The following is a 20,035-nucleotide window of genomic DNA, read 5'->3' on the forward strand; positions in this document are numbered from 1 at the left end:
CAACCCTGGAGTGTCCGGTTTGATTGTCTTCCGTTACCTGTCCCGTGAAGTGCTGATCACCATGAGCGCGGTGAGCGCCGTGCTGCTGGTCATCATCATGAGCGGCCGTTTCATCAAATACCTGGCACAGGCGGCCCAGGGCCTGCTTGATCCGGGCTCGCTGTTCATGATCATGGGGGTACGCCTGCCGGGCTTCCTGCAGCTGATCCTGCCGTTGGGCCTGTTCCTCGGCATCCTGCTGGCCTATGGCCGCCTGTACCTCGACAGCGAGATGACCGTGCTTACCGCCACCGGCATGAGCCAGCAGCGCCTGCTCGCCATCACCCTGGCGCCGGCGCTGTTCATCGCCCTGCTGGTGGCCTGGCTGAGCCTGTGGCTGGCGCCCCAGGGCATTACCCAGATGCAGCTGCTGCTGAACAAGCAGGATGCGATGACCGAATTCGACACCCTGGCACCGGGACGCTTCCAGTCGATGCGCGACGGCACGCGGGTGACCTATACCGAGACCCTGGCCAACGAACGCACGGAGCTGGGCGGGGTGTTCATCTCCGACAAGAACCGCCCGCGCAACGGCAAGGACGGCGGCACCTCGGTGCTGGTCGGCGCCACCGGTGTGCAGGAAATCCACGGCGATGGCAGCCGTTACCTGATCCTCAAGGACGGTTACCGTTACGACGGCACGCCTGGCCAGGCCGATTACCGCGAGATCAAGTACGACACCTACGCTGCCTTGCTGCCCAAGCCGGAAGTGAGCAGCGAGATCGACGACCGCGATGCCATTCCCACCTCCGACCTGCTGGGCAGCGATGACCCGCGCATGAAGTCCGAGCTGCAGTGGCGCCTGTCCATTCCGCTGCTGGTGTTCGTGGTGACTGTGCTGGCGGTGCCGCTGTCGCGCGTCAACCCGCGCCAGGGCCGCTTCCTCAAGCTGCTGCCGGCGGTGCTGCTGTACATGGCCTACCTGGCCCTGCTGATCGCCGGGCGCGGCATGCTCGACAAGGGCAAGATCCCCATGGCCCTTGGCCTGTGGTGGATCCACGGGATATTCCTGGGCATCGGCCTGTTGTTGCTGTACTGGGAGCCGTTGCGCCTGAAGCTGGCCGCCAAACGAGCGAAATCGGGCGGGGAGCTGAAGCATGCGTAAGCTGGATCGTTACATCGGCACAACCGTCTTCGTTTCCATTCTCGCGGTCCTCGGGGTAATCCTCGGCCTGGCCGAACTGTTCGCCTTCGTCGACCAGTTGGGGCAGATCGATGACAGCTATACGCTGACCGAGGCCCTCAAGTTCGTATTGCTCACGGGGCCGAGCCGGGCCTACGACATGCTCCCCATGGCGGCGCTGATCGGCTGCCTGGTGGGCCTGGGCACCCTGGCCAGCAACAGCGAACTGACCATCATGCGCGCCGCTGGCGTGTCGCTGCAGCGCATCGTCTGGGCAGTGATGAAACCGATGCTGGTGCTGATGTTCGCCGGCATCCTGGTCGGCGAGTACGTGATTCCCTACACCGAAACCGCTGCCCAGAGCGGCCGCGCGCTGGCCCAGAGCGGCAACGGCTCGCAGAGCTCCAAGTCGGGGCTCTGGCACCGCCAGGGGCACGAGTTCATCCACATCAACGTGGTACGCCCGGACGGCGTGCTGCTGGGCGTGACCCGCTACAACTTCGACGACAACCGTCGCCTGCAGACCGCGAGCTTCGCCCGCCAGGCGGTCTTCGAGAACAACCAGTGGCAACTGCAGGACGTGACCACCAGCGTGCTGCATGCCGCGGAGAAGCGCAGTGAGGTGGTGAGCTCGCCCAGCGAGACCTGGAACATCCAGCTCAGCCCGCAACTGCTCAATACCGTGGTGATGGAGCCGGAAGCGCTGTCGATCACCGGCCTGTGGAGCTACATCCATTATCTGCAGGACCAGGGCCTGAGCTCCAACCGCTACTGGCTGGCGTTCTGGACCAAGATCCTGCAGCCGCTGGTGACGGCCGCCCTGGTCTTGATGGCGATCTCGTTCATCTTCGGTCCGCTGCGTAGCGTGACCCTCGGCCAGCGGGTATTTACCGGTGTGCTGGTGGGCTTCACCTTCCGCATCGCGCAGGACCTGCTCGGCCCGTCGAGCCAGGTGTTCAACTTCCCGCCGCTGCTGGCGGTGCTGGTGCCGGCAGCGATCTGCGCCTTCCTCGGCACCTTGCTGTTGAAGCGGGCCGGATAAACCCTGTAGCAGCGAGCTTGCTCGCGAACCTCTTGCCACCGAGTGGGGGCGCGCGAGCAAGCTCGCTCCTACAGAGAGCAAAAGCAAAAAGCCGGCAATCGCCGGCTTTTTTGTGCGCGGGAATCAGCCGCGGCCCTGGGTTGCCTTGCGCACCGCCTTGGGAATCTGGATCACCACGCTTTCCGAGTAGCGGTCCTGCCAGGTGCGCTTGTCCTTGTCCCAGAGCATCCAGAGGAAGCCAAGGCCGGCGCAGCCCCAGGACGCGATGGCAATGACGAAGCGCAGCAGCGCCTGCATCAGGGTGATGCGCGTGCCGTTGGCGTTCTGCACGCGAATGCCCCAGACCTGCATGCCGAGGGTCTGGCCACTGTGGGTCCAGAACTTCGCGAAGAAGGCGAATACGCTGATGAACAGCAGGCTGGACAGCAGCGGGTCGCCGGTCAGGGCACCCTGGTCGGCCAGCATGCGGAGTTTCTCGCTGCCATAGATCAGGCGCAGGAAACCTTGCTGGTAGACCAGCGTCACTACCATCAGCAAGGCCACGCAAAGCAGGAAGTCGTAGAACATCGCGGCAAAGCGACGGACGAGCGTGGCGGGCGGAAAGTCTCCGGTGGGCTGGAGCTGCTGCGGCTTGGGCATGGGCATCTTCTGTGGCGATCAGGATGGATGGGGCCGGGATTATACGGATTCCGCCGTGCAGCGTTCTGTGGCGCAGGCTGTTCTAAGCTCAAGGCACGTCGCTACCCGTGGGGGAGTGGCAATGCGTCGCAGGTCGCGACGCTGTCGAGCAAGGAACAAGGATGCCGCTACGCAGCTATACCCGGCGCCGGCTGCTGCCCCGTCTGGTCTTTTCCCTTTCCATGGCACTGCTGCCGCTGTTGCTGGGCAGCGCCATCATCTATTGGCAGGCCCTGCGCAGCCTGAGCAGCGAGGCAAGTGCGGCGTCGAACGAGGCTGTGCGCCTGTTCGATGTGATGCTCGGCAACGCCACGGCAGCTGCCCGGGCAGCGCTGTTGCACGCTGACGAATCCTGCGAAGACGCCACCTGGGTGCTCCGCGAGCAGGTCGCCGTGGTGCCGTTCGTCCGTTCGGTCAACCTGACCCACGACAACGACATCTATTGCACCTCGCTGTTCGGCGAGTTCGATGAGCGCCTCGACCCCAGCCTCTATGTGAATGGGCAGTTGCGGATGATGGCGGGCAATTCGGTGACGCCGAACTATGCCTTGCTGATCCTGCGCCGGGTGCAGGGCAACAAGGCGGCACTGGCGACCGTCGATGGGCGCTACCTGAGCAATACCCTGCAACTGGTCGATCAGCGCAGCGACCTGCAGCTGCAGGTTGGCAGGCAGTGGATGGACGAAGAGGGGCGGGTGTTCGACGGTGAACCGGCGTCCCTGCCTCTTGGGCATGTCGAACTGGCGTCCGGGCAGTTTCCCTACAAGGTCATCGGCGGCTTTCCGAAAGGCGCGCAGTGGCGGCACATCCGCGAGGATTCGCTGCCGCTGGTAACGCTGATGCTGATGCTCGGCGGAGTGTCGGGCATGGCGTGCTACTGGCTCTGGGGGCGTTCGGCGACGCCGAGCCTGGAGCTCGAGCGCGCCTTGCTCGCCGGGGAGTTCGTCCCCTATCTGCAACCCCTGGTCGATGCCCGGGACGGTCACTGGATCGGTGCCGAAGTGCTGATGCGCTGGATTCACCCGCGTGAAGGCATGGTCGGCCCCGACCTGTTCATCCCCATGGCCGAGCGCTCCGGGTTGATCGTGGCGATGACCCGCGAACTGTTCCACCAGGTCGCCGACGGCCTGGCGCCGCACGCAAAATTGCTCGGCCAGGGCTTTCACCTGGGCTTCAACATCAGCGCCCGGCACTGTACGGAGCCGGGGCTGTTCGACGATTGCCGGGACTTCCAGGCGCGCTTCCTGCCCCATCGCCCGGAGCTGACCCTGGAGCTGACGGAGCGCGAGCTGATCGTCTCCAGCGAGGTGACGGACGAGTTGTTCGACAAGTTGCACGGATTGGGCGTCAAGCTGGCGATCGACGACTTCGGAACCGGCAACTCGAGCCTGGCCTACCTGCACCGCTTCAAGGTGGATGCGCTGAAGATCGACAAGAGCTTCGTCGCGATGATCGGTGTGGACGCGCTGTCCTCGCACGTCCTCGACAGCATCGTCGAACTCTGCGGCAAGCTGGACCTGATGATCATTGCCGAGGGGGTGGAGACCGTGGAGCAGCAGGCTTACCTGGCCTCCCGCGGCGTCGAGGTGCTGCAGGGCTATCTGTTCGACCGACCGATGCCGCTGGCAGCGTTCGTCGCAGCACTGCAGGAGCGGCATGGCGTGGCTGCGGCGCCGCAAGCTCGCCAATGAATTCGTCGTGGTGCAGCCGTCAGGGTGAGCGCTGCACCACGCGTTGCGTGTCAGGTCCTCAGCGAATCCTGAACAGCCGATCCAGCGACCAGGCACCCGCGCCGCGACCGATCAGCAGCAGAAGCAAGCCGGCCCAGGACAAGTGTGTCGGCCAGGCGTCGGGGTAGACGAACACCTCGATCACCGTGGTCATGCCCAGCAGTGCCAGCGCCGAAAGGCGAGTGAACAGCCCGAGCACCAGCAGGATTGGGAAGAAATGCTCTGCATAGGTGGCCAGGTGTGCGGCGATGTACGGTGGCACCAGGGGCAGCATGTACTCGGTCTGGAACAGTTCGTAGGTGCCCGGGGTGATGGTCAGGAGTCCCTCCACCTTGGTGCGCCCGGAGAGAAAGAAGATCGCGGCAATCCCGACGCGCGCCACCAGGTACAAAAAAGAGTCGCCCAGAAGGCGCTGCAGCAAGTCCGCAAGGCGATTCCAGCCGTGGCGCAGGCCGGTGGTGGGGGTGGTGCCATGGGCAAGGTCCATGATGTCCTCCTTAAGCGAGGGTGACGGGACGAAAAACGCCGGCGGCCAGCAGGCGGCCCAGCAGCACGCTGAAATCCAGATCGGGCTGTGTGGCAAGTGCCAGCGTTGACGCGCGATCGAGGCTGTTCCCCTCCGCGCAGGCGTCGAGGAAGACGCAGCCGCCGAGCTCCAGGGGCTGCCAGTCGACACCTTCGGCATGGCCGACCAGCAGGACGCCTTCGCCGTGCCAGGGCAGCGCATCGGGCATTGGCAGCGCTTCACGGTTGTAGTGCCAGAGGCTGCGGATCGGTTGTTCAGCAAACCAGCGCCAGCGCACGCTGGCGCGCGGCTCCAGCTGGCAGGTGGCGAGGTCCGAGGCGGTCATGCCGGCCAGGCTGGCCAAGTCCAGCAGTGCGTCCTGATGCGCGGTGAATGCCTCGGTCCAGAGCCTGTCCAGGCGCGCTACGTCGCCCAGGTAGGGAAACGCGCGTGCTGGCTCGCAGGCATCGAGGAAGTCCGCGAAGCGTTCACCGTAGAGCACCAGGCGAGCGTCGCTCGGCGGCATTTCGCCGGTGTACAAGGCCGCAACGGCGCGCATCCAGTCGCTACCGACCAGGCGCTCGACGCTGGGGAAGTTGGCGCACAGGGCGTCGACGCAACCCTTGAGGACAGTGTTGCGGTACACCTGGAAAGCGGCCTGCGTGGTGACCGCCTGCAGTTCCGGGGCCGGGCGCTGGTAGAGCGCCGCGACGAACGCGTCCTGGAAGGCGCCCAGAGAGGTCTTCATGCGGTCACCTCGGCCAGGTTCAGGGTTGCCTGGGCGATGTCGCGTTCGGCCAGCAGGTCGGCAAAGGCCGGAAGGTGATCGTCGCGCTCGATCAGCGTCGGCCTTGGCCCGATACGCTGGATCAGGCGCTGGTACAGGGCCCACACCGGCTCAGCGATGGGCGCGTCGTGGGAGTCGATCAGCAGCTCGCCGCCTGCGTCATGGCTGTGTCCGGCCAGGTGGATCTCGAGGATGGCCGCGGCAGGGAAACCAGCGAGATAGTCGTGCGCGTCAAAGCCGAGATTGTGCGCGCTGACATGCACGTTGTTGATATCGAGCAACAGGCCACAGCCAGTCCGCAGCGCCAGTTCGGTGAGGAACTCTATTTCGCCCCAGTCATGGCCCTCGAGGCGTACGTAGTGGCTGGGGTTCTCGATGGCGATGCGTCGCCCCAGGGCTTCCTGGGTGCGCTGGATATTCTCGGCTATGCGCGCCAGGGCGGCATGGCTGCGCGGGAAGGGCAGCAGGTCCGGCAAATACTGGCCACGCCAGGTGGACCAGGCCAGGTGCTCCGAGATCAGTTCCGGTTGCACACGCTCGACCAGCGCGCGCAACCGATGCAGGTGTGCTGGGTCCGGAGCCGAGTCCGCGGCCAGGGATAGCGATACTCCGTGGAGTGTCAGCGGATGCCGTTCCGCTATGCGCTGCAGCCAGGCGAGGCGGGGGCCGCCGACCATGTAGTTCTCCGGGTGGACTTCAAACCAGAGTCCCTGGGCAGTGCAGGCAAGAGCGTCCGCGTAGTGCTCGGCCTTCAGCCCAAGGCCTGCGCCCAGTCGAGTATGTGCGTTCATGGTCGGCGGCCTGGGCTCAGGCCTTGCTCGGGGTCAGCGAGCCCATGCCGTGGGGCGTCTTGATCGAGGTGCAGGTGCCGGCCGGGACGTTCTTCCAGTGCATGCCGTCATAGTCCTTCTTGGCACTGCCTGCACAGGTGGTGCCCGCGCCCGCCTTGCAGTCGTTCTTGCCTGCCATGGCCACGCCGTAGCATTTCTCCATGGCGGCGCCATTGCCGGCCTTGGTGTTCATGTCGTCGGCCAGGGCTGCGCTGGTGATGGCGGCGAGGGCAATGGCGGCGGTAGTCAGGGTCAGGGTTTTCATGGTGCGGTTGCTCCAGTTCGGTTGAGGGCCGCGGAGGACTTTCCGACGGCTTGATGGGTAGTTCGCCGGGAGCGCTGATCCGGTTACAGCCGTGCGAAAAAATTTTGAGAATTCTTCGCCGCGGCCCTAACGTATTGAACGACGGTCTGTTTTTCCTGTGGGGCCGGCGGCGCGCCGGAAACAGCAGCGAGCCGTGGGAAAAATCCAGCCGCGGTGTAACCAGGACGGCCGATGCAGCGAACTACCAGTCAGGATGTGTTGATTGCGCGTGAAGCGCAGCTGCAGGCGTTGCTGCTGCGCGGCATGGACGGTGACAACGCGGCGTACCGTGACTTTCTCAGCGCACTGGGCACGCATCTGCGTGCCTTCTTGCGCCGGCGCCTGAGCCAGCGCCCTGGCGAGGTCGAGGACCTGTTGCAGGAGGTCCTGCTGGCGGTGCACAACGCCCGCCACACCTACCGCGCCGATCAGCCGCTGACGGCCTGGGTGCAAGCGATTGCGCGCTACAAGCTGGCGGACCATTTCCGCGCGTTCGCCCGTCGAGAGGCGCTGCATGATCCCTTGCAGGACGACGCCGCGGAACTGCTCATCGGCGAAGATGACGAGCCCGCCCAGGCCCGCCGCGATCTCGGCAAGCTGCTGCTGCAGCTACCCGACAAGCAGCGCCTGCCAATAGTCCATGTGAAGCTCGAAGGCCTGTCGGTGGAAGAGACCGCGAGCCTGACCGGGCTTTCCAGTTCCGCCGTGAAAGTGGGCATTCACCGTGGGCTGAAGGTCCTGGCGAATATGATTCGAGGAAGGCGAAGCGATGAAGACCAATGAACTGATCGACCTGCTGAGCGCCGGCGAAAGCGCGGTGGATCGGCGAGTTCTGGGCAGGCGCCTGGCGATCGCGCTATTCGCCGGAGGTCTGGGCGCGCTGCTGCTGATGGCTGCGCTGTTTGGGGTTCGGCCTGATCTGGCTGAAGTCTCGCGCACACCGTTGTTCTGGGCCAAGGTCGCACTCCCGGGCAGCCTGGCGCCGCTTGCATTATGGCTGAGCAGTCGCCTGGCACGACCAGGCGTCAGTGGGGGAGCGGCATGGGTGCTGCTGGGGTTGCCAGTGCTGGCGGTCTGGCTCGGTGGCGCCCTGGAATTGGCAGGAGTGCCCGTCGAGGCGCGCGCAGGCCTGATCCTGGGCAAGACCTGGCGCACCTGCGCGCTGAACATTGCGCTGCTCTCGGTGCCGGCATTTATCTCGGTGTTCTGGGCGTTGCGCGGCCTTGCCCCGACGCGCCTGCGCCTGGCGGGGGCAGCAGGAGGATTGCTGGCTGGCGCCACCGCGACCCTGGCCTATTGCCTGCACTGCCCGGAAATGGGCGTTTCTTTCTGAGGCGTCTGGTATCTGCTCGGCATGCTGGTGCCCAGCGTGCTGGGCGCGCTGCTCGGACCACGCCTGCTGCGCTGGTAGTCGAGGCCAACGCCTGTGTGCTCCACGCGCACGCTGATCATCAGGCTGTGGGCCGACGCCGATTGAATGGCTGCTGAAGCCATCGCTGTCGCTGATTTTCCTGTCCCATCGGGTCGACAGTTTTTTCCGTCGCTTTTATGGCGGGAAAGCGTCTTTCTGGAGGCTTCAGTATTGGTTCAGTAGAGCTCCCTTACTCAGGAGTTCTCGCAATGAATCAACACTGTTATTGGTCGGTCTGCCTGGTGCTGCTGCGCATCCTCGCTGTGATGCTGCTGAGCTTGCCGTGCTACTAGCGCCACCCCAAGGCGCTGCGAGGCGCCTTTTTTGCTGGCCGGAACCACGCCGGCCTTGCGCCGAGGCATCCTGGAACAGGTCGTCGCAAGCGTCTGGAACGGTCGTGCGAGCCAGGGGTTTCCGGGCTGGTCCGCTGCGCCGAACAGAGGGGGGCAAGTGCCGCTACGTTCCCTGGAGGGGCGCCAGAGGCCACCGGGCTGGGAAGTCTTCGGTCGTCCTGGGCTGCGCTGATTGCGAGGAGGCCCGCCTTGATCGCCCTGTACGGCTCCAGTCGAGCCACTTGCGAGGAGAATCGCAGGCAACAAAAAACCGGCCAGAGGGCCGGTTCTTCGTGGGTTTCGGGATTTCTTGGGAAGTCCTGAAACTATGTGGTGGTGCCCCGGGAGAGACTCGAACTCTCACTCTGTCGCCAGAAACGGATTTTGAATCCGCCGCGTCTACCATTCCGCCACCGAGGCAATGGCGCGGCAGTATAGGGAGACGCTCTGCGCCGGTCAATCGGCTCGAATGGTCAGAATTTGGCATTTCCAGTAAGATACGCGCCCCTTCGAGATAGCTCTTCCCATGCGTGTCGCTGACTTTCATTTCGACCTGCCCGAGGCGTTGATCGCCCGCCATCCGCTCCCTGAACGCCGCGGCAGCCGCCTGCTGGTGCTGGACGGACCGAGCGGCGAGCTCAGCCATCGGCAATTCGCCGACATCCTCGGCTTCCTCAAGCCGGGCGACCTGATGGTGTTCAACAACACCCGGGTGATTCCTGCCCGCCTGTTCGGCCAGAAGGCTTCCGGCGGCAAGCTGGAAATCCTTGTCGAGCGCGTGCTGGACAGCCATCGCGTGCTGGCTCATGTGCGCTCCAGCAAATCGCCCAAGCCGGGTTCGAAGATCCTCATCGACGGCGGTGGCGAAGCCGAGATGCTGCAGCGCCACGATGCGCTGTTCGAACTGGGCTTCAGCGAGGACGTGCTGCCGCTGCTGGAGCGCGTCGGCCACATGCCGCTGCCGCCTTATATAGACCGTCCGGATGAAGACGCCGACCGCGAGCGCTACCAGACTGTCTATGCCGAGCGTGCGGGCGCGGTGGCCGCGCCGACTGCCGGGCTGCACTTCGACGAAGCGCTGCTGGAGTCGATCCGCGCCAAGGGCGTGGATACCGCGTTCGTCACCCTGCACGTCGGCGCCGGGACCTTCCAGCCGGTGCGCGTGGAGCGCATCGAAGACCACCACATGCACAATGAGTGGCTGGAAGTCAGCCAGGACGTGGTCGACGCCGTGGCCGCCTGCAAGGCGCGCGGCGGCCGGGTAGTCGCCGTCGGCACCACCAGCGTGCGTTCGCTGGAAAGCGCGGCTCGCGATGGCGTGCTCAAGCCGTTCAGCGGCGACACCGATATCTTTATCTTCCCCGGGCGGCCGTTCCACGTGGTCGACGCCCTGGTGACCAATTTCCACCTGCCCGAATCCACCCTGCTGATGCTGGTCTCCGCCTTCGCCGGCTACCCCGAGACCATGGCTGCCTATGCGGCGGCAGTGGAGCAGGGCTATCGCTTCTTCAGCTACGGCGATGCCATGTTCATTACCCGCAACCCGGCACCGCGCGGCCCCGAGGACTGATCCATGAGCTTCATGAAATTCGAACTGCTGGCCACCGAGGGCAAGGCCCGCCGCGGCCGCCTGACTTTCCCCCGCGGTGTGGTGGAAACCCCGGCGTTCATGCCGGTGGGCACCTACGGCACCGTGAAGGGCATGCTCCCGCATGACATCGAGGGCATCGGCGCGCAGATCATCCTCGGCAATACCTTCCACCTGTGGCTGCGCCCGGGCACCGAAGTGATCCAGAAGCACGGCGACCTGCATGACTTCATGCAGTGGAAAGGGCCGATCCTCACCGATTCGGGCGGCTTCCAGGTGTTCAGCCTGGGCGCGCTGCGCAAGATCAAGGAGGAGGGCGTGTACTTCGCCTCCCCGGTGGACGGCGCCAAGGTCTTCATGGGCCCGGAAGAGTCCATGGCGGTGCAGCGTGCGCTGGGCTCGGACATCGTGATGATCTTCGACGAGTGCACCCCGTACCCGGCGGAATTCGACGTGGCCAAGCGCTCCATGGAGCTGTCGCTGCGCTGGGCCAAGCGCTCGAAAGTCGCCCACGGCGACAGCCCCTCGGCACTCTTCGGCATCGTCCAGGGTGGCATGCACGAAGAACTGCGCATGCGCTCGCTGGACGGCCTGCAGGAAATTGGTTTCGACGGCCTGGCGATTGGCGGCCTGTCGGTAGGCGAGCCCAAGGAAGAAATGATCCGCGTGCTGGACTTCCTGCCCCAGCACATGCCGGCTGACAAACCTCGTTACCTGATGGGTGTGGGCAAACCCGAAGACCTCGTGGAAGGTGTGCGCCGGGGCGTCGACATGTTCGATTGCGTCATGCCCACCCGCAATGCGCGCAATGGCCACCTTTTCGTTGACACCGGGGTGATCAAGATCCGCAACGCGGTGCACAAGCACGACGAATCTCCGCTGGACCCGACCTGCGATTGCTACACCTGCAAGCACTTCTCCCGCGCCTACCTCTACCACCTGGACAAGTGCGGCGAAATGCTCGGCAGCATGCTCAATACCATCCACAACTTGCGGCATTATCAGCGGCTTATGGCTGGTTTGCGCGAGGCAATCCAACAGGGTACATTGGCGAACTTTGTCGACGCCTTCTACGCCAAGCGCGGCCTTCCCGTGCCGCCGCTGGCGGACTGACCTTATTCATCGAAAAAGCTTTGAGACAGGAGTTTCCAATGAGTTTTCTGATTCCCGCTGCCTACGCTGACGCCGCAGCCCCCGCCGCCGCTGCTGGCCCGGCCGGCACTGGCTTCGAGTGGATTTTCCTGGTCGGTTTCCTGGTCATCTTCTACCTGATGATCTGGCGTCCCCAGGCCAAGCGCTCCAAGGAGCACAAGAACCTGCTGTCCGGCCTGCAGAAGGGCGATGAAGTCGTCACTTCCGCCGGTATCGCCGGCAAGGTGACCAAAGTGGCCGATGACTTCGTCGTCGTCGAGGTTTCCGACAACGTCGAGCTGAAGTTCCAGAAGGCCGCGATCGCCGCGACCCTGCCGAAAGGCACCCTGAAGGCGATCTGATCCACCTCTTAGAAACCCAACCGACGGGGCGCAAGATGCGCCCCGCGTCATAACGGGCGGTGTCATGCTCAACAAGTATCCCCTGTGGAAGTATCTGCTGATCCTGGCGGTCCTGGCCGTCGGTTTCATCTACTCCGCGCCCAACCTCTATCCTGACGATCCGGCCGTCCAGATCAGCGGCGCGAGCACTGCGCTGCAGGTCACCCAGGCCGACGTGGACAAGGCCAGCAAGGCGCTTGCCGATGCCGGCATCGCTGTCAAGGCAGGCTCGCTGGGCAAGAACAGCGGCCTGATCCGCCTGGCCAAGCAGGAAGACCAACTGCCGGCCAAGGACATCGTCCGCCGCGCGCTGGGTGACGACTACGTAGTCGCCCTGAACCTGGCCCAGACCACGCCGAACTGGCTGCGCAACATCGCCGCCCACCCGATGAAGCTGGGTCTCGACCTTTCCGGTGGTGTGCACTTCCTGCTGGAAGTGGACATGGAGAAAGCTGTCGACGCTCGTATGAAGGTGTACGAGAACGAGGTCAAGAGCGCCCTGCGTAAAGAGCGCGTGCGCTACCGCAGCCTGCCGGTACAGGACGGCGGCATCCAGCTGGGCTTCACCGAAGAAGCCGACCTGGACAAGGCCAAGTCGATCATCGCCAAGGATTTCCGCGATTTCGAAACCGCCCAGAGCGAGCGCAATGGCATGCAGGTCCTGCGCCTGGCCATGACCGCCACCAAGCTGGCCGAAATCCGCGAATACTCGATCAAGCAGAACCTCACCACCGTCCGCAACCGCGTGAACGAGCTGGGCGTCTCCGAGCCGCTGGTACAGCGCCAGGGCGCCAACCGCATCGTGGTCGAGCTGCCGGGCGTACAGGACACCGCCGAAGCCAAGCGTATCCTCGGCAAGACTGCGAACCTTGAGTTCCGCCTGGCCGCCGAGCCGGATGCGATCAAGTCCTCCACTGAAACCTTCGATTTCCGCGAGCCGCGTCGTCCGCCGGCGACCCTGGAGCGTGGCGTGATCATCACCGGTGACCAGGTCACCGACGCCAGCGCCAGCTTCGACGAGAACGGTCGTCCGCAAGTGAACATCCGCCTGGATGGCCACGGCGGCGAGCTGATGAACCGCGCGACCCGCAACAACGTCGGCCGCAGCATGGCCGTTGTGTTCATCGAGCAGAAGCCGATCACCCGTTACACCAAGCAGGTCGTCGATGGCGTCGAGCAGGAAGTCGCTGTTCAGGCGTTCAAGGAAGAGAAGCAGATCATCAGCCTGGCGACCATCCAGTCGCCGCTGGGCAACCAGTTCCGCATCACCGGCCTGGACGCTCCGGGCGAGTCTTCGGAACTGGCCCTGCTGCTGCGCGCCGGTGGCCTGGCTGCGCCGATGTACTTCGCCGAAGAACGCACCATCGGCCCGAGCCTGGGTGCGGACAACATCGCCAAGGGTATCGATGCATCCCTCTGGGGCATGGTCTTCGTTTCCCTGTTCATCATCGTCATCTACCGCTTCTTCGGCGTGATCGCCACCGTCGCCCTGGCCTTCAACATGGTCATGCTGGTGGCGCTGATGTCGATCCTCGGTGCGACCCTGACCCTCCCGGGTATCGCCGGTATCGTGCTGACCATGGGTATGGCGGTGGACGCCAACGTGCTGATCTTCTCGCGGATACGCGAGGAACTGGCGGCGGGCATGTCGACGCAGCGGGCGATCCATGAGGGCTTCAACCGGGCCTTCACCGCGATCATCGACGCCAACCTGACCTCGCTGCTGGTCGGCGGCATCCTCTACGCCATGGGCACCGGCCCGGTGAAGGGCTTCGCCGTGACCATGTCCCTGGGTATTCTCACCTCGATGTTCACTGCCATTCTGGTCACCCGCGCAATGGTGAACCTGATCTACGGCGGCCGCGACGTTAAGAAGCTGTGGATCTAAGGGGCCAGAGATGAATATCAAGATCGGTACTATCAACTTCATGGGCGTGCGCAACATTGCGTTCGCCGCGACCCTGATCCTGACCCTGATCGCCCTCGGCAGCTGGGTCTTCAAAGGTATCAACTTCGGCCTGGACTTCACCGGCGGTACGTCGATCAAGCTGAACTACGAGCAGCCTGCCGACCTCTCCAAGGTGCGCGAGCAACTGGTCGCCGCCGGTTACAGCGAGGCCGTGGTACAGAGCTTCGGCGATACCCGCGACGTGCTGGTGCGCATGCCCAGCGAAGACCCGGAGCTGGGCAAGAAGGTCGCCGCTGCGCTGCAGAAGGCGGATGCCTCCAACCCCGCCAAGGTCAACGGCGTCGAGTACGTGGGCCCGCAGGTGGGTGAAGAGCTGCGCGACCAGGGCGGCCTCGGCATGCTCCTGGCGCTGGGCGGCATCCTGTTGTACGTGGGCTTCCGCTTCCAGTGGAAGTTCGCCCTGGGGGCGATCCTCTCGCTGATCCACGACGCCATCATCGTGATGGGCGTGCTGTCGTTCTTCCAGATCACCTTCGACCTGACCGTGCTGGCCGCGGTGCTGGCGGTGGTGGGCTACTCGCTGAACGACACCATCGTGATCTTCGACCGGGTGCGCGAGAACTTCCGCGTGCTGCGCAAGGCCAGCCTGATCGAGAACATCAACATCTCGACCAGCCAGACCCTGCTGCGGACCATCGCCACTTCGGTGTCGACCCTGCTGGCGATCGCTGCGCTGCTGTTCTTCGGTGGCGACAACCTGTTCGGCTTCTCCATCGCACTGTTCGTCGGTGTGATGGCGGGTACCTACTCGTCGATCTACATCGCCAACGTGGTGCTGATCTGGCTGAACCTGTCCAGCGAGGACCTGATTCCTCCGCCGAGCAAGGAAGTCGACGAGCGCCCGTAATAGAGCGTTTCCGGCCTTCCAGAGAAAACTCCCGCTTCGGCGGGAGTTTTCGTTTGTAGGAGGTGGATCACGAAACCGCCGGAACTTTCTTACAAATGGGTCGCTCCAAGGCAAGGTAAAGGGCAAGGCCCGAATGAGAAGAAAGACCAGGAGAACCCTATGAACAAGTCGTTGCTAATCGGTACCGTGCTGGGCGCTGTAGGCGTGACTGCCGGTGGCGCCGTGGCTACCTACAGTCTGGTGGACCGTGCGCCGCAATACGCCGAGGTGCTCGCCGTTCAACCGGTCAAGGAAACCATCAAGAATCCGCGCCAGGTCTGCAAGGACGTGGCAGTGACCCATCAGCGTCCGGTCAAGGACACCCACCAGATCGCCGGTACGGCGATTGGCGCCATCGCTGGCGGCCTGCTGGGCAACCAGATCGGCGGCGGCAATGGCAAGAAGATCGCCACCGTGGCGGGCGCCATCGGCGGCGGCTACGCGGGCAACAAGGTGCAGGAAGGCATGCAGGAGCGTGATACCTACACCACCACCGAAACCCGCTGCAGCACCGTCAATGATACCAGCGAGAAGGTCGTCGGCTACGACGTGAAGTACCTGCTCGATGGCAAGGCCGGCCAGGTCCGCATGGACCGCGATCCGGGCTCGCAGATTCCGGTCGACAAGAGCGGCCGACTCGTCCTGGGGCAGCAATAAGCTGTCGCCAGGTCTCAGTGAGAAAGGCGCCCATCGGGCGCCTTTTCTTTTGGATCTATTCGTAGGAGCGAGCTTGCTCGCGAACAGCCCCCCGTCGTGTCGCCAGAAGAAAGGGCAAAAGCTTCGCGAGCAAGCTCGCTCCTGCAATGGAGTGCGTTCTTGCAGGCACAAAAAAGCCCGGCATTGCCGGGCTTTTTCTGTCGAGGCTCAGGCTCAGCGCTTGAGCGACGGCGGCAGGTGCGGCTGGATGCTGGTCAGCAGCGCCTTGAAGCACTTGGTGTTGCCGGCAACGATCTGGCCCTTCTCGAGGAACTCGTGACCGCCGGTGAAATCGCTCACCAGGCCGCCTGCTTCCTGGATCAGCAGCGCGCCAGCTGCCATGTCCCACTCGGACAGGCCGAATTCCCAGAAGGCGTCGTAGCGACCTGCGGCGACGTAGGCCAGGTCCAGGCTGGCGGCGCCGGCGCGGCGGATGCCGGCAGTCTGGCCGACCAGGCTGCGGAACATGCCCAGGTAGGCGTCCAGGTTGTCCATCTGGCTGTCGCGGAACGGGAAGCCGGTGCCGAGCAGGGCGCCTTCCAAGCTCTTGCGGTTGCTGACGCGCAGACGGCGACCGTTCAGGGCGGCGCCACGGCCGCGGCTGGCGGTGAATTCTTCCTGGCGGACCGGATCGAGGACTACGGCGTGCTCGAGGCGGCCGCGGTATTTGCAGGCGATGCTGACGGCATAGTGCGGAACGCCGTGGATGAAGTTGGTGGTGCCATCCAGCGGGTCGATGATCCACAGGTAGTCGGCGCCTTCGCCGCTGCCTTCGAGCATGCCGCCTTCTTCGCCCATGATCCCGTGGTTCGGGTAGGCCTTGCGCAGGGCGGTGACGATGGAGAGTTCGGCCGCGCGATCGACTTCGGTGACGTAGTCGTTGGCTTCTTTCTCGTTGACCGACAGGGTATCCAGGCGTTCGATGGAGCGGAAGATCAGTTCACCGGCGCTGCGAGCGGCGCGCAGGGCGATATTCAGCATAGGCTGCATGGAGAGGTCACCTGGGTCGTTAAAGAAAGCCGGACATTCTAGCAGAAAGCCATGGAGTTCATAGAGCGACCTGTCGCCTGCGTGGCGCAAGACCCACTGCTGCGGTAGGATTCCCTCCCTTTTTCGCTTTTGTGTGGAGTCGCGCGTTGCTCGACAAAATTCGCGTGGTGCTGGTCAACACCAGCCATCCCGGCAATATCGGCGGTACGGCCCGTGCGATGAAGAACATGGGCCTGTCGCGCCTGGTGCTGGTCGATCCGATGGATTTCCCCAGTGGCGAGGCGCGCGCCCGCGCATCCGGCGCCGACGACATTCTCGATGCGGCCGTGGTCGTGCCGACCCTGGAAGATGCCCTGGCGGGTTGCAGCCTGGTGCTTGGTACCAGTGCGCGCGATCGCCGCATTCCCTGGCCGCTGCTCGATCCCCGCGAGTGCGCCACCACCAGCCTGGAGCATGTCCAGCAGGGTGGTGAGGTCGCGCTAGTGTTTGGCCGCGAGTACGCCGGCCTGACCAACGAAGAGCTGCAACGATGTCAGTTCCACGTGCACATCCCGGCCAATCCCGAGTTCAGTTCGCTGAACCTGGCGACGGCGGTGCAGGTGCTGGTCTACGAGGTGCGCATGGCCTGGCTGGCCGTTCAGGGGCAGCCGACCAAGCAGGAGAAGGTCGAGTCCACGGCAATGCTCAACAGCGTCCCGGTGACGTCGGATGAGCTGGAGCGCTTCTACACGCACCTGGAATCGACCCTGGTGGATATCCAGTTCCTCGACCCGCAGAAGCCGCGCCACCTGATGTCGCGCCTGCGCCGCCTGTACGGCCGCAGCGGTGTGAGCAAGCTGGAGATGAATATCCTGCGGGGTATTCTCACCGAGACACAGAAAGCTGCCCGCGGGGAGCTTTCCAAGCGGAGTGATGAAGATGTTTGAGCGCGTACGCGAAGACATTCAGAGCGTATTCCATCGAGACCCGGCGGCGCGTAATGCCTTCGAGGTGCTCACCTGCTATCCGGGCCTGCATGCCGTCTGGCTGCATCGCCTGGCCCATGGCTTGTGGGTGTCCGGCTGGAAGTGGCTGGCGCGCATGGTGTCGAATTTTGGTCGCTGGATGACCGGTATCGAGATCCATCCGGGCGCGAAGATCGGTCGTCGCTTCTTTATCGACCATGGCCTGGGTATCGTCATTGGCGAAACAGCCGAGATCGGCGACGACGTGACCATCTATCAGGGTGTGACCCTGGGCGGCACCAGCTGGAACAAGGGCAAGCGCCATCCGACCCTGGCCGATGGCGTGGTGGTAGGGGCGGGCGCCAAGGTGCTCGGCCCGTTCACCGTCGGTGCCGGCGCCAAGGTCGGTTCCAATGCCGTGGTGACCAAAGAGGTGCCGCCGGGCGCCACCGTTGTGGGGATTCCGGGGCGCATCATCATCAAGGATGACGCGGATCAGGCGGCCAAGCGCCAGGCCATGGCAGAAAAGCTCGGGTTCGATGCCTACGGCGTCAGCCAGGACATGCCTGATCCGGTGGCTCGTGCCATTGGTCAGTTGCTTGACCACCTGCAGGCGGTCGATGGTCGTCTGGAAGGCATGTGCAAGGCTCTGACGGCCCTGGGTAGCGACTACTGTGCGAAGGATCTTCCGGTACTGCGGGAAGAGGACTTCGCTGGAGTCAAGGGCGAGGAGAGCAGCAAGTCGGCGCAGTGATGCGCCAGCCCTTGCATTGCTGCTACAATACGCCGCCGTTCGCTGGCTAATTCCGACTAAAGTAATAGGTCTTATAGTTGACTTAAATAGTCGGAAAAGAGCATACTTCCGCCATACCAGCGATTCTTCCGGATTTCCCCATGCGATTGACCACCAAAGGCCGCTATGCCGTCACCGCCATGCTCGATCTGGCGTTGCACGCCCAGCGTGGCCCGGTTTCTCTCGCCGATATCTCCGAGCGCCAGGGTATTTCCCTGTCCTACCTGGAACAGCTGTTCGCCAAGTTGCGCCGTGGCAACCTGGTGGTCAGCGTGCGTGGTCCGGGCGGCGGTTACCAGTTGTCCCGCGACATGACCGGCATCCACGTTGCCCAGGTGATCGATGCGGTCAACGAGTCGGTCGATGCTACCCGCTGCCAGGGCCAGGGTGACTGCCACTCCGGCGATACCTGCCTGACCCACCACTTGTGGTGCGACCTCAGTCAGCAGATTCACGAGTTCCTCAGCGGTATCAGCCTGGCCGACCTGGTCGAGCGCCGCGAAGTTCAAGAGGTCGCTCAGCGCCAGGACGAGCGTCGCTGCTCGGGCAGTAAGCCGCTGCGCCTCGACAAGATTGAAGCGTCCGCCATCGATTGAGCGAACGCCCGCCTGTAGGAGTTACCTGATGAGATTGCCGATTTACCTCGACTACTCCGCCACCACCCCGGTGGATCCGCGTGTCGCTCAGAAAATGGCCGACTGCCTGCTGGTTGACGGCAATTTCGGCAACCCGGCTTCGCGTTCCCACCTCTTCGGCTGGAAGGCCGAGGAAGCGGCTGAAAACGCCCGTCGCCAGGTCGCCGAACTGGTCAATGCCGACCCCCGCGAGATCGTCTGGACTTCCGGTGCCACCGAGTCCGATAACCTCGCCGTCAAGGGTGTCGCGCACTTCTACGCGACCAAGGGCAAGCACATCATCACCTCGAAGATCGAGCACAAGGCGGTCCTGGATACCTGCCGCCAGCTGGAGCGCGAAGGTTTCGAAGTGACCTACCTGGAGCCGACTCCCGAGGGCATCATCACCCCGGCGATGGTCGAGGCCGCCCTGCGTGACGACACCATCCTGGTTTCGGTCATGCACGTGAACAACGAAGTCGGCAGCATCAACGACATCGCTGCCATCGGTGAGCTGACCCGTTCGCGCGGCATCCTGCTGCACGTCGACGCTGCCCAGTCCGCCGGTAAAGTCGACATCGACCTGGAGAAACTCAAGGTCGACCTGATGTCCTTCTCCGCCCACAAGGTCTATGGCCCCAAAGGCATGGGCGCGCTGTACGTGCGTCGCAAGCCGCGTGTGCGCCTGGAAGCCCAGATGCACGGCGGCGGTCACGAGCGCGGCATGCGTTCGGGCACCCTGGCGACCCACCAGATCGTCGGCATGGGCGAAGCCTTCCGCATCGCCAAGGAAGAAATGCACCAGGAAATGGCTCGCATCGAAGGCCTGCGCAAGCGCTTCTTCGATCAGGTCCAGGACCTGGAAGAGCTGTATCTCAACGGCAGCCCGACTTCCTACGCGCCGAACATCCTCAACGTCAGCTTCAACTACGTCGAAGGCGAGTCGCTGATGATGTCGCTCAAGGACCTGGCCGTTTCGTCCGGCTCCGCCTGCACCTCGGCCTCGCTGGAGCCGTCCTACGTGCTCCGCGCCCTGGGTCGCAACGACGAACTGGCGCACAGCTCCATCCGTTTCAGCTTCGGCCGCTTCACTACTGAAGAAGAGGTCGACTACGCCGCCAAAAAGGTGGTGGAAGCCGTTTCCAAGCTGCGTGAACTCTCGCCGCTGTGGGATATGTTCAAAGAGGGTGTCGACCTGTCCAAGGTCGAATGGCAGGCCCACTGACCCGCCCCATAGAGTGA

The 20,035-nt window shown here is 63.9% G+C and carries 20 protein-coding genes, 1 tRNA gene and 1 pseudogene; 15 read left to right on the forward strand and 7 right to left on the reverse strand.

The window, feature by feature from the left end; all coding sequences use genetic code 11:
- Nucleotides 1-19 precede the first annotated feature (19 nt).
- Together lptF and lptG are read left to right on the forward strand one after the other, a co-directional pair.
- Nucleotides 20-1,144: an LPS export ABC transporter permease LptF gene (gene lptF, locus N5C91_RS06305; protein ID WP_236174200.1), complete on the forward strand. Its 1,125-nt coding sequence runs from the start codon at nucleotides 20-22 to the stop codon at nucleotides 1,142-1,144.
- Nucleotides 1,137-2,204 carry an LPS export ABC transporter permease LptG gene (gene lptG, locus N5C91_RS06310; RefSeq protein ID WP_236174199.1) on the forward strand — a complete coding sequence of 356 codons (1,068 nt, stop codon included), beginning with the start codon at nucleotides 1,137-1,139 and terminating at the stop codon, nucleotides 2,202-2,204. Before lptF ends, lptG begins: the two co-directional genes overlap by 8 nt.
- 123 nt (nucleotides 2,205-2,327) lie before the next feature.
- Here the strand turns inward: lptG and N5C91_RS06315 are convergent, their stop codons facing one another.
- Nucleotides 2,328-2,843, reverse strand: coding sequence for an RDD family protein (locus tag N5C91_RS06315; RefSeq protein WP_236174198.1), 516 nt, complete (start codon nucleotides 2,841-2,843; stop codon nucleotides 2,328-2,330).
- 161 nt (nucleotides 2,844-3,004) lie between these two features.
- Between N5C91_RS06315 and N5C91_RS06320 the strand changes: the two genes are divergently transcribed.
- Nucleotides 3,005-4,573 (forward strand): cyclic diguanylate phosphodiesterase, encoded by a 1,569-nt coding sequence (locus N5C91_RS06320; RefSeq protein WP_279828576.1) that lies wholly within the window; start codon nucleotides 3,005-3,007, stop codon nucleotides 4,571-4,573.
- A 58-nt stretch (nucleotides 4,574-4,631) separates the two neighbouring features.
- Here the strand turns inward: N5C91_RS06320 and N5C91_RS06325 are convergent, their stop codons facing one another.
- From N5C91_RS06325 to N5C91_RS06340, 4 genes are read right to left on the reverse strand one after another with little or no spacing between them, the layout of a single operon-like run.
- Nucleotides 4,632-5,099: a DoxX family protein gene (locus N5C91_RS06325; RefSeq protein WP_279828578.1), complete on the reverse strand. Its 468-nt coding sequence runs from the start codon at nucleotides 5,097-5,099 to the stop codon at nucleotides 4,632-4,634.
- A 10-nt stretch (nucleotides 5,100-5,109) separates the two neighbouring features.
- Nucleotides 5,110-5,865 (reverse strand): DNA-binding domain-containing protein, encoded by a 756-nt coding sequence (locus N5C91_RS06330; RefSeq protein ID WP_279828580.1) that lies wholly within the window; start codon nucleotides 5,863-5,865, stop codon nucleotides 5,110-5,112.
- The gene (locus N5C91_RS06335; RefSeq protein WP_279828581.1) at nucleotides 5,862-6,695 is read right to left on the reverse strand and encodes a DUF692 domain-containing protein; all 834 of its coding nucleotides are present in this window, start codon (nucleotides 6,693-6,695) and stop codon (nucleotides 5,862-5,864) included. The genes N5C91_RS06330 and N5C91_RS06335 overlap by 4 nt, the downstream gene beginning before the upstream one ends.
- Nucleotides 6,696-6,711: 16 nt before the next feature.
- Nucleotides 6,712-6,999 (reverse strand): DUF2282 domain-containing protein, encoded by a 288-nt coding sequence (locus N5C91_RS06340; RefSeq protein WP_236174193.1) that lies wholly within the window; start codon nucleotides 6,997-6,999, stop codon nucleotides 6,712-6,714.
- A gap of 231 nt (nucleotides 7,000-7,230) precedes the next feature.
- Between N5C91_RS06340 and N5C91_RS06345 the strand changes: the two genes are divergently transcribed.
- Nucleotides 7,231-7,821, forward strand: coding sequence for a sigma-70 family RNA polymerase sigma factor (locus tag N5C91_RS06345; RefSeq protein ID WP_236199477.1), 591 nt, complete (start codon nucleotides 7,231-7,233; stop codon nucleotides 7,819-7,821).
- Nucleotides 7,808-8,449 (forward strand): annotated as a pseudogene (locus tag N5C91_RS06350) (DUF1109 domain-containing protein). The gene N5C91_RS06345 and the pseudogene N5C91_RS06350 overlap by 14 nt, the downstream one beginning before the upstream one ends.
- 666 nt (nucleotides 8,450-9,115) lie before the next feature.
- Here N5C91_RS06350 and N5C91_RS06355 read toward each other — a convergent pair.
- A tRNA-Leu gene (locus N5C91_RS06355) sits at nucleotides 9,116-9,201 on the reverse strand.
- A gap of 106 nt (nucleotides 9,202-9,307) precedes the next feature.
- Here N5C91_RS06355 and queA point away from each other — a divergent pair.
- The 6 genes from queA (at nucleotide 9,308) to N5C91_RS06385 (ending at nucleotide 15,413) form a co-directional block, all read left to right on the forward strand.
- Complete coding sequence (gene queA / locus N5C91_RS06360; protein WP_236174190.1) at nucleotides 9,308-10,351, forward strand: tRNA preQ1(34) S-adenosylmethionine ribosyltransferase-isomerase QueA; 1,044 nt, start codon at nucleotides 9,308-9,310, stop codon at nucleotides 10,349-10,351.
- A gap of 12 nt (nucleotides 10,352-10,363) precedes the next feature.
- The gene (gene tgt, locus N5C91_RS06365) at nucleotides 10,364-11,482 is read left to right on the forward strand and encodes a tRNA guanosine(34) transglycosylase Tgt (protein WP_236174262.1); all 1,119 of its coding nucleotides are present in this window, start codon (nucleotides 10,364-10,366) and stop codon (nucleotides 11,480-11,482) included.
- 38 nt (nucleotides 11,483-11,520) lie between these two features.
- Nucleotides 11,521-11,862, forward strand: coding sequence for a preprotein translocase subunit YajC (yajC, locus tag N5C91_RS06370; RefSeq protein ID WP_024762947.1), 342 nt, complete (start codon nucleotides 11,521-11,523; stop codon nucleotides 11,860-11,862).
- A 64-nt stretch (nucleotides 11,863-11,926) separates the two neighbouring features.
- Nucleotides 11,927-13,789: a protein translocase subunit SecD gene (secD, locus tag N5C91_RS06375; RefSeq protein WP_236174189.1), complete on the forward strand. Its 1,863-nt coding sequence runs from the start codon at nucleotides 11,927-11,929 to the stop codon at nucleotides 13,787-13,789.
- Nucleotides 13,790-13,799: 10 nt separating this feature from the next.
- Nucleotides 13,800-14,717, forward strand: a complete 918-nt coding sequence (gene secF, locus N5C91_RS06380; RefSeq protein WP_236174188.1) for a protein translocase subunit SecF — start codon at nucleotides 13,800-13,802, stop codon at nucleotides 14,715-14,717.
- 159 nt (nucleotides 14,718-14,876) lie between these two features.
- Nucleotides 14,877-15,413 (forward strand): glycine zipper 2TM domain-containing protein, encoded by a 537-nt coding sequence (locus tag N5C91_RS06385; protein ID WP_236174187.1) that lies wholly within the window; start codon nucleotides 14,877-14,879, stop codon nucleotides 15,411-15,413.
- 213 nt (nucleotides 15,414-15,626) lie between these two features.
- Here the strand turns inward: N5C91_RS06385 and suhB are convergent, their stop codons facing one another.
- The gene (suhB, locus tag N5C91_RS06390; protein WP_138524970.1) at nucleotides 15,627-16,442 is read right to left on the reverse strand and encodes an inositol-phosphate phosphatase; all 816 of its coding nucleotides are present in this window, start codon (nucleotides 16,440-16,442) and stop codon (nucleotides 15,627-15,629) included.
- A gap of 146 nt (nucleotides 16,443-16,588) precedes the next feature.
- On the opposite strand from suhB, the gene trmJ reads away from it, so the two are divergent.
- From trmJ to N5C91_RS06410, 4 genes are all read left to right on the forward strand, one after another.
- On the forward strand, nucleotides 16,589-17,368 hold the full coding sequence (trmJ, locus tag N5C91_RS06395; RefSeq protein WP_279828585.1) for a tRNA (cytosine(32)/uridine(32)-2'-O)-methyltransferase TrmJ: 780 nt from the start codon (nucleotides 16,589-16,591) through the stop codon (nucleotides 17,366-17,368).
- On the forward strand, nucleotides 17,361-18,140 hold the full coding sequence (gene cysE, locus N5C91_RS06400; protein ID WP_236174185.1) for a serine O-acetyltransferase: 780 nt from the start codon (nucleotides 17,361-17,363) through the stop codon (nucleotides 18,138-18,140). Before trmJ ends, cysE begins: the two co-directional genes overlap by 8 nt.
- 140 nt (nucleotides 18,141-18,280) lie before the next feature.
- A complete protein-coding gene (iscR, locus tag N5C91_RS06405; RefSeq protein WP_088419609.1) occupies nucleotides 18,281-18,775 on the forward strand; it encodes a Fe-S cluster assembly transcriptional regulator IscR in 495 nt (164 codons plus the stop codon).
- 28 nt (nucleotides 18,776-18,803) lie between these two features.
- Complete coding sequence (locus N5C91_RS06410; protein WP_081515981.1) at nucleotides 18,804-20,018, forward strand: IscS subfamily cysteine desulfurase; 1,215 nt, start codon at nucleotides 18,804-18,806, stop codon at nucleotides 20,016-20,018.
- Nucleotides 20,019-20,035: the final 17 nt, after the last annotated feature.

Origin of the sequence: Pseudomonas sp. GD03903, assembly GCF_029840045.1 — a bacterium.
Classification (GTDB): Bacteria; Pseudomonadota; Gammaproteobacteria; order Pseudomonadales; family Pseudomonadaceae; genus Pseudomonas; species Pseudomonas pseudonitroreducens.

Coding starts and splice junctions, on each gene's coding strand:
- N5C91_RS06330 (WP_279828580.1), bottom strand. CDS start 5,865: ATGAAGACCTCTCTGGGCGCCTTCCAGGACGCGTTCGTCGCGGCGCTC.
- iscR (WP_088419609.1), top strand. CDS start 18,281: ATGCGATTGACCACCAAAGGCCGCTATGCCGTCACCGCCATGCTCGAT.
- queA (WP_236174190.1), top strand. CDS start 9,308: ATGCGTGTCGCTGACTTTCATTTCGACCTGCCCGAGGCGTTGATCGCC.
- secF (WP_236174188.1), top strand. CDS start 13,800: ATGAATATCAAGATCGGTACTATCAACTTCATGGGCGTGCGCAACATT.
- N5C91_RS06325 (WP_279828578.1), bottom strand. CDS start 5,099: ATGGACCTTGCCCATGGCACCACCCCCACCACCGGCCTGCGCCACGGC.
- lptG (WP_236174199.1), top strand. CDS start 1,137: ATGCGTAAGCTGGATCGTTACATCGGCACAACCGTCTTCGTTTCCATT.
- cysE (WP_236174185.1), top strand. CDS start 17,361: ATGTTTGAGCGCGTACGCGAAGACATTCAGAGCGTATTCCATCGAGAC.
- secD (WP_236174189.1), top strand. CDS start 11,927: ATGCTCAACAAGTATCCCCTGTGGAAGTATCTGCTGATCCTGGCGGTC.
- N5C91_RS06345 (WP_236199477.1), top strand. CDS start 7,231: ATGCAGCGAACTACCAGTCAGGATGTGTTGATTGCGCGTGAAGCGCAG.
- yajC (WP_024762947.1), top strand. CDS start 11,521: ATGAGTTTTCTGATTCCCGCTGCCTACGCTGACGCCGCAGCCCCCGCC.
- N5C91_RS06320 (WP_279828576.1), top strand. CDS start 3,005: ATGCCGCTACGCAGCTATACCCGGCGCCGGCTGCTGCCCCGTCTGGTC.
- tgt (WP_236174262.1), top strand. CDS start 10,364: ATGAAATTCGAACTGCTGGCCACCGAGGGCAAGGCCCGCCGCGGCCGC.
- suhB (WP_138524970.1), bottom strand. CDS start 16,442: ATGCAGCCTATGCTGAATATCGCCCTGCGCGCCGCTCGCAGCGCCGGT.
- N5C91_RS06385 (WP_236174187.1), top strand. CDS start 14,877: ATGAACAAGTCGTTGCTAATCGGTACCGTGCTGGGCGCTGTAGGCGTG.
- N5C91_RS06340 (WP_236174193.1), bottom strand. CDS start 6,999: ATGAAAACCCTGACCCTGACTACCGCCGCCATTGCCCTCGCCGCCATC.
- N5C91_RS06335 (WP_279828581.1), bottom strand. CDS start 6,695: ATGAACGCACATACTCGACTGGGCGCAGGCCTTGGGCTGAAGGCCGAG.
- N5C91_RS06315 (WP_236174198.1), bottom strand. CDS start 2,843: ATGCCCAAGCCGCAGCAGCTCCAGCCCACCGGAGACTTTCCGCCCGCC.
- N5C91_RS06410 (WP_081515981.1), top strand. CDS start 18,804: ATGAGATTGCCGATTTACCTCGACTACTCCGCCACCACCCCGGTGGAT.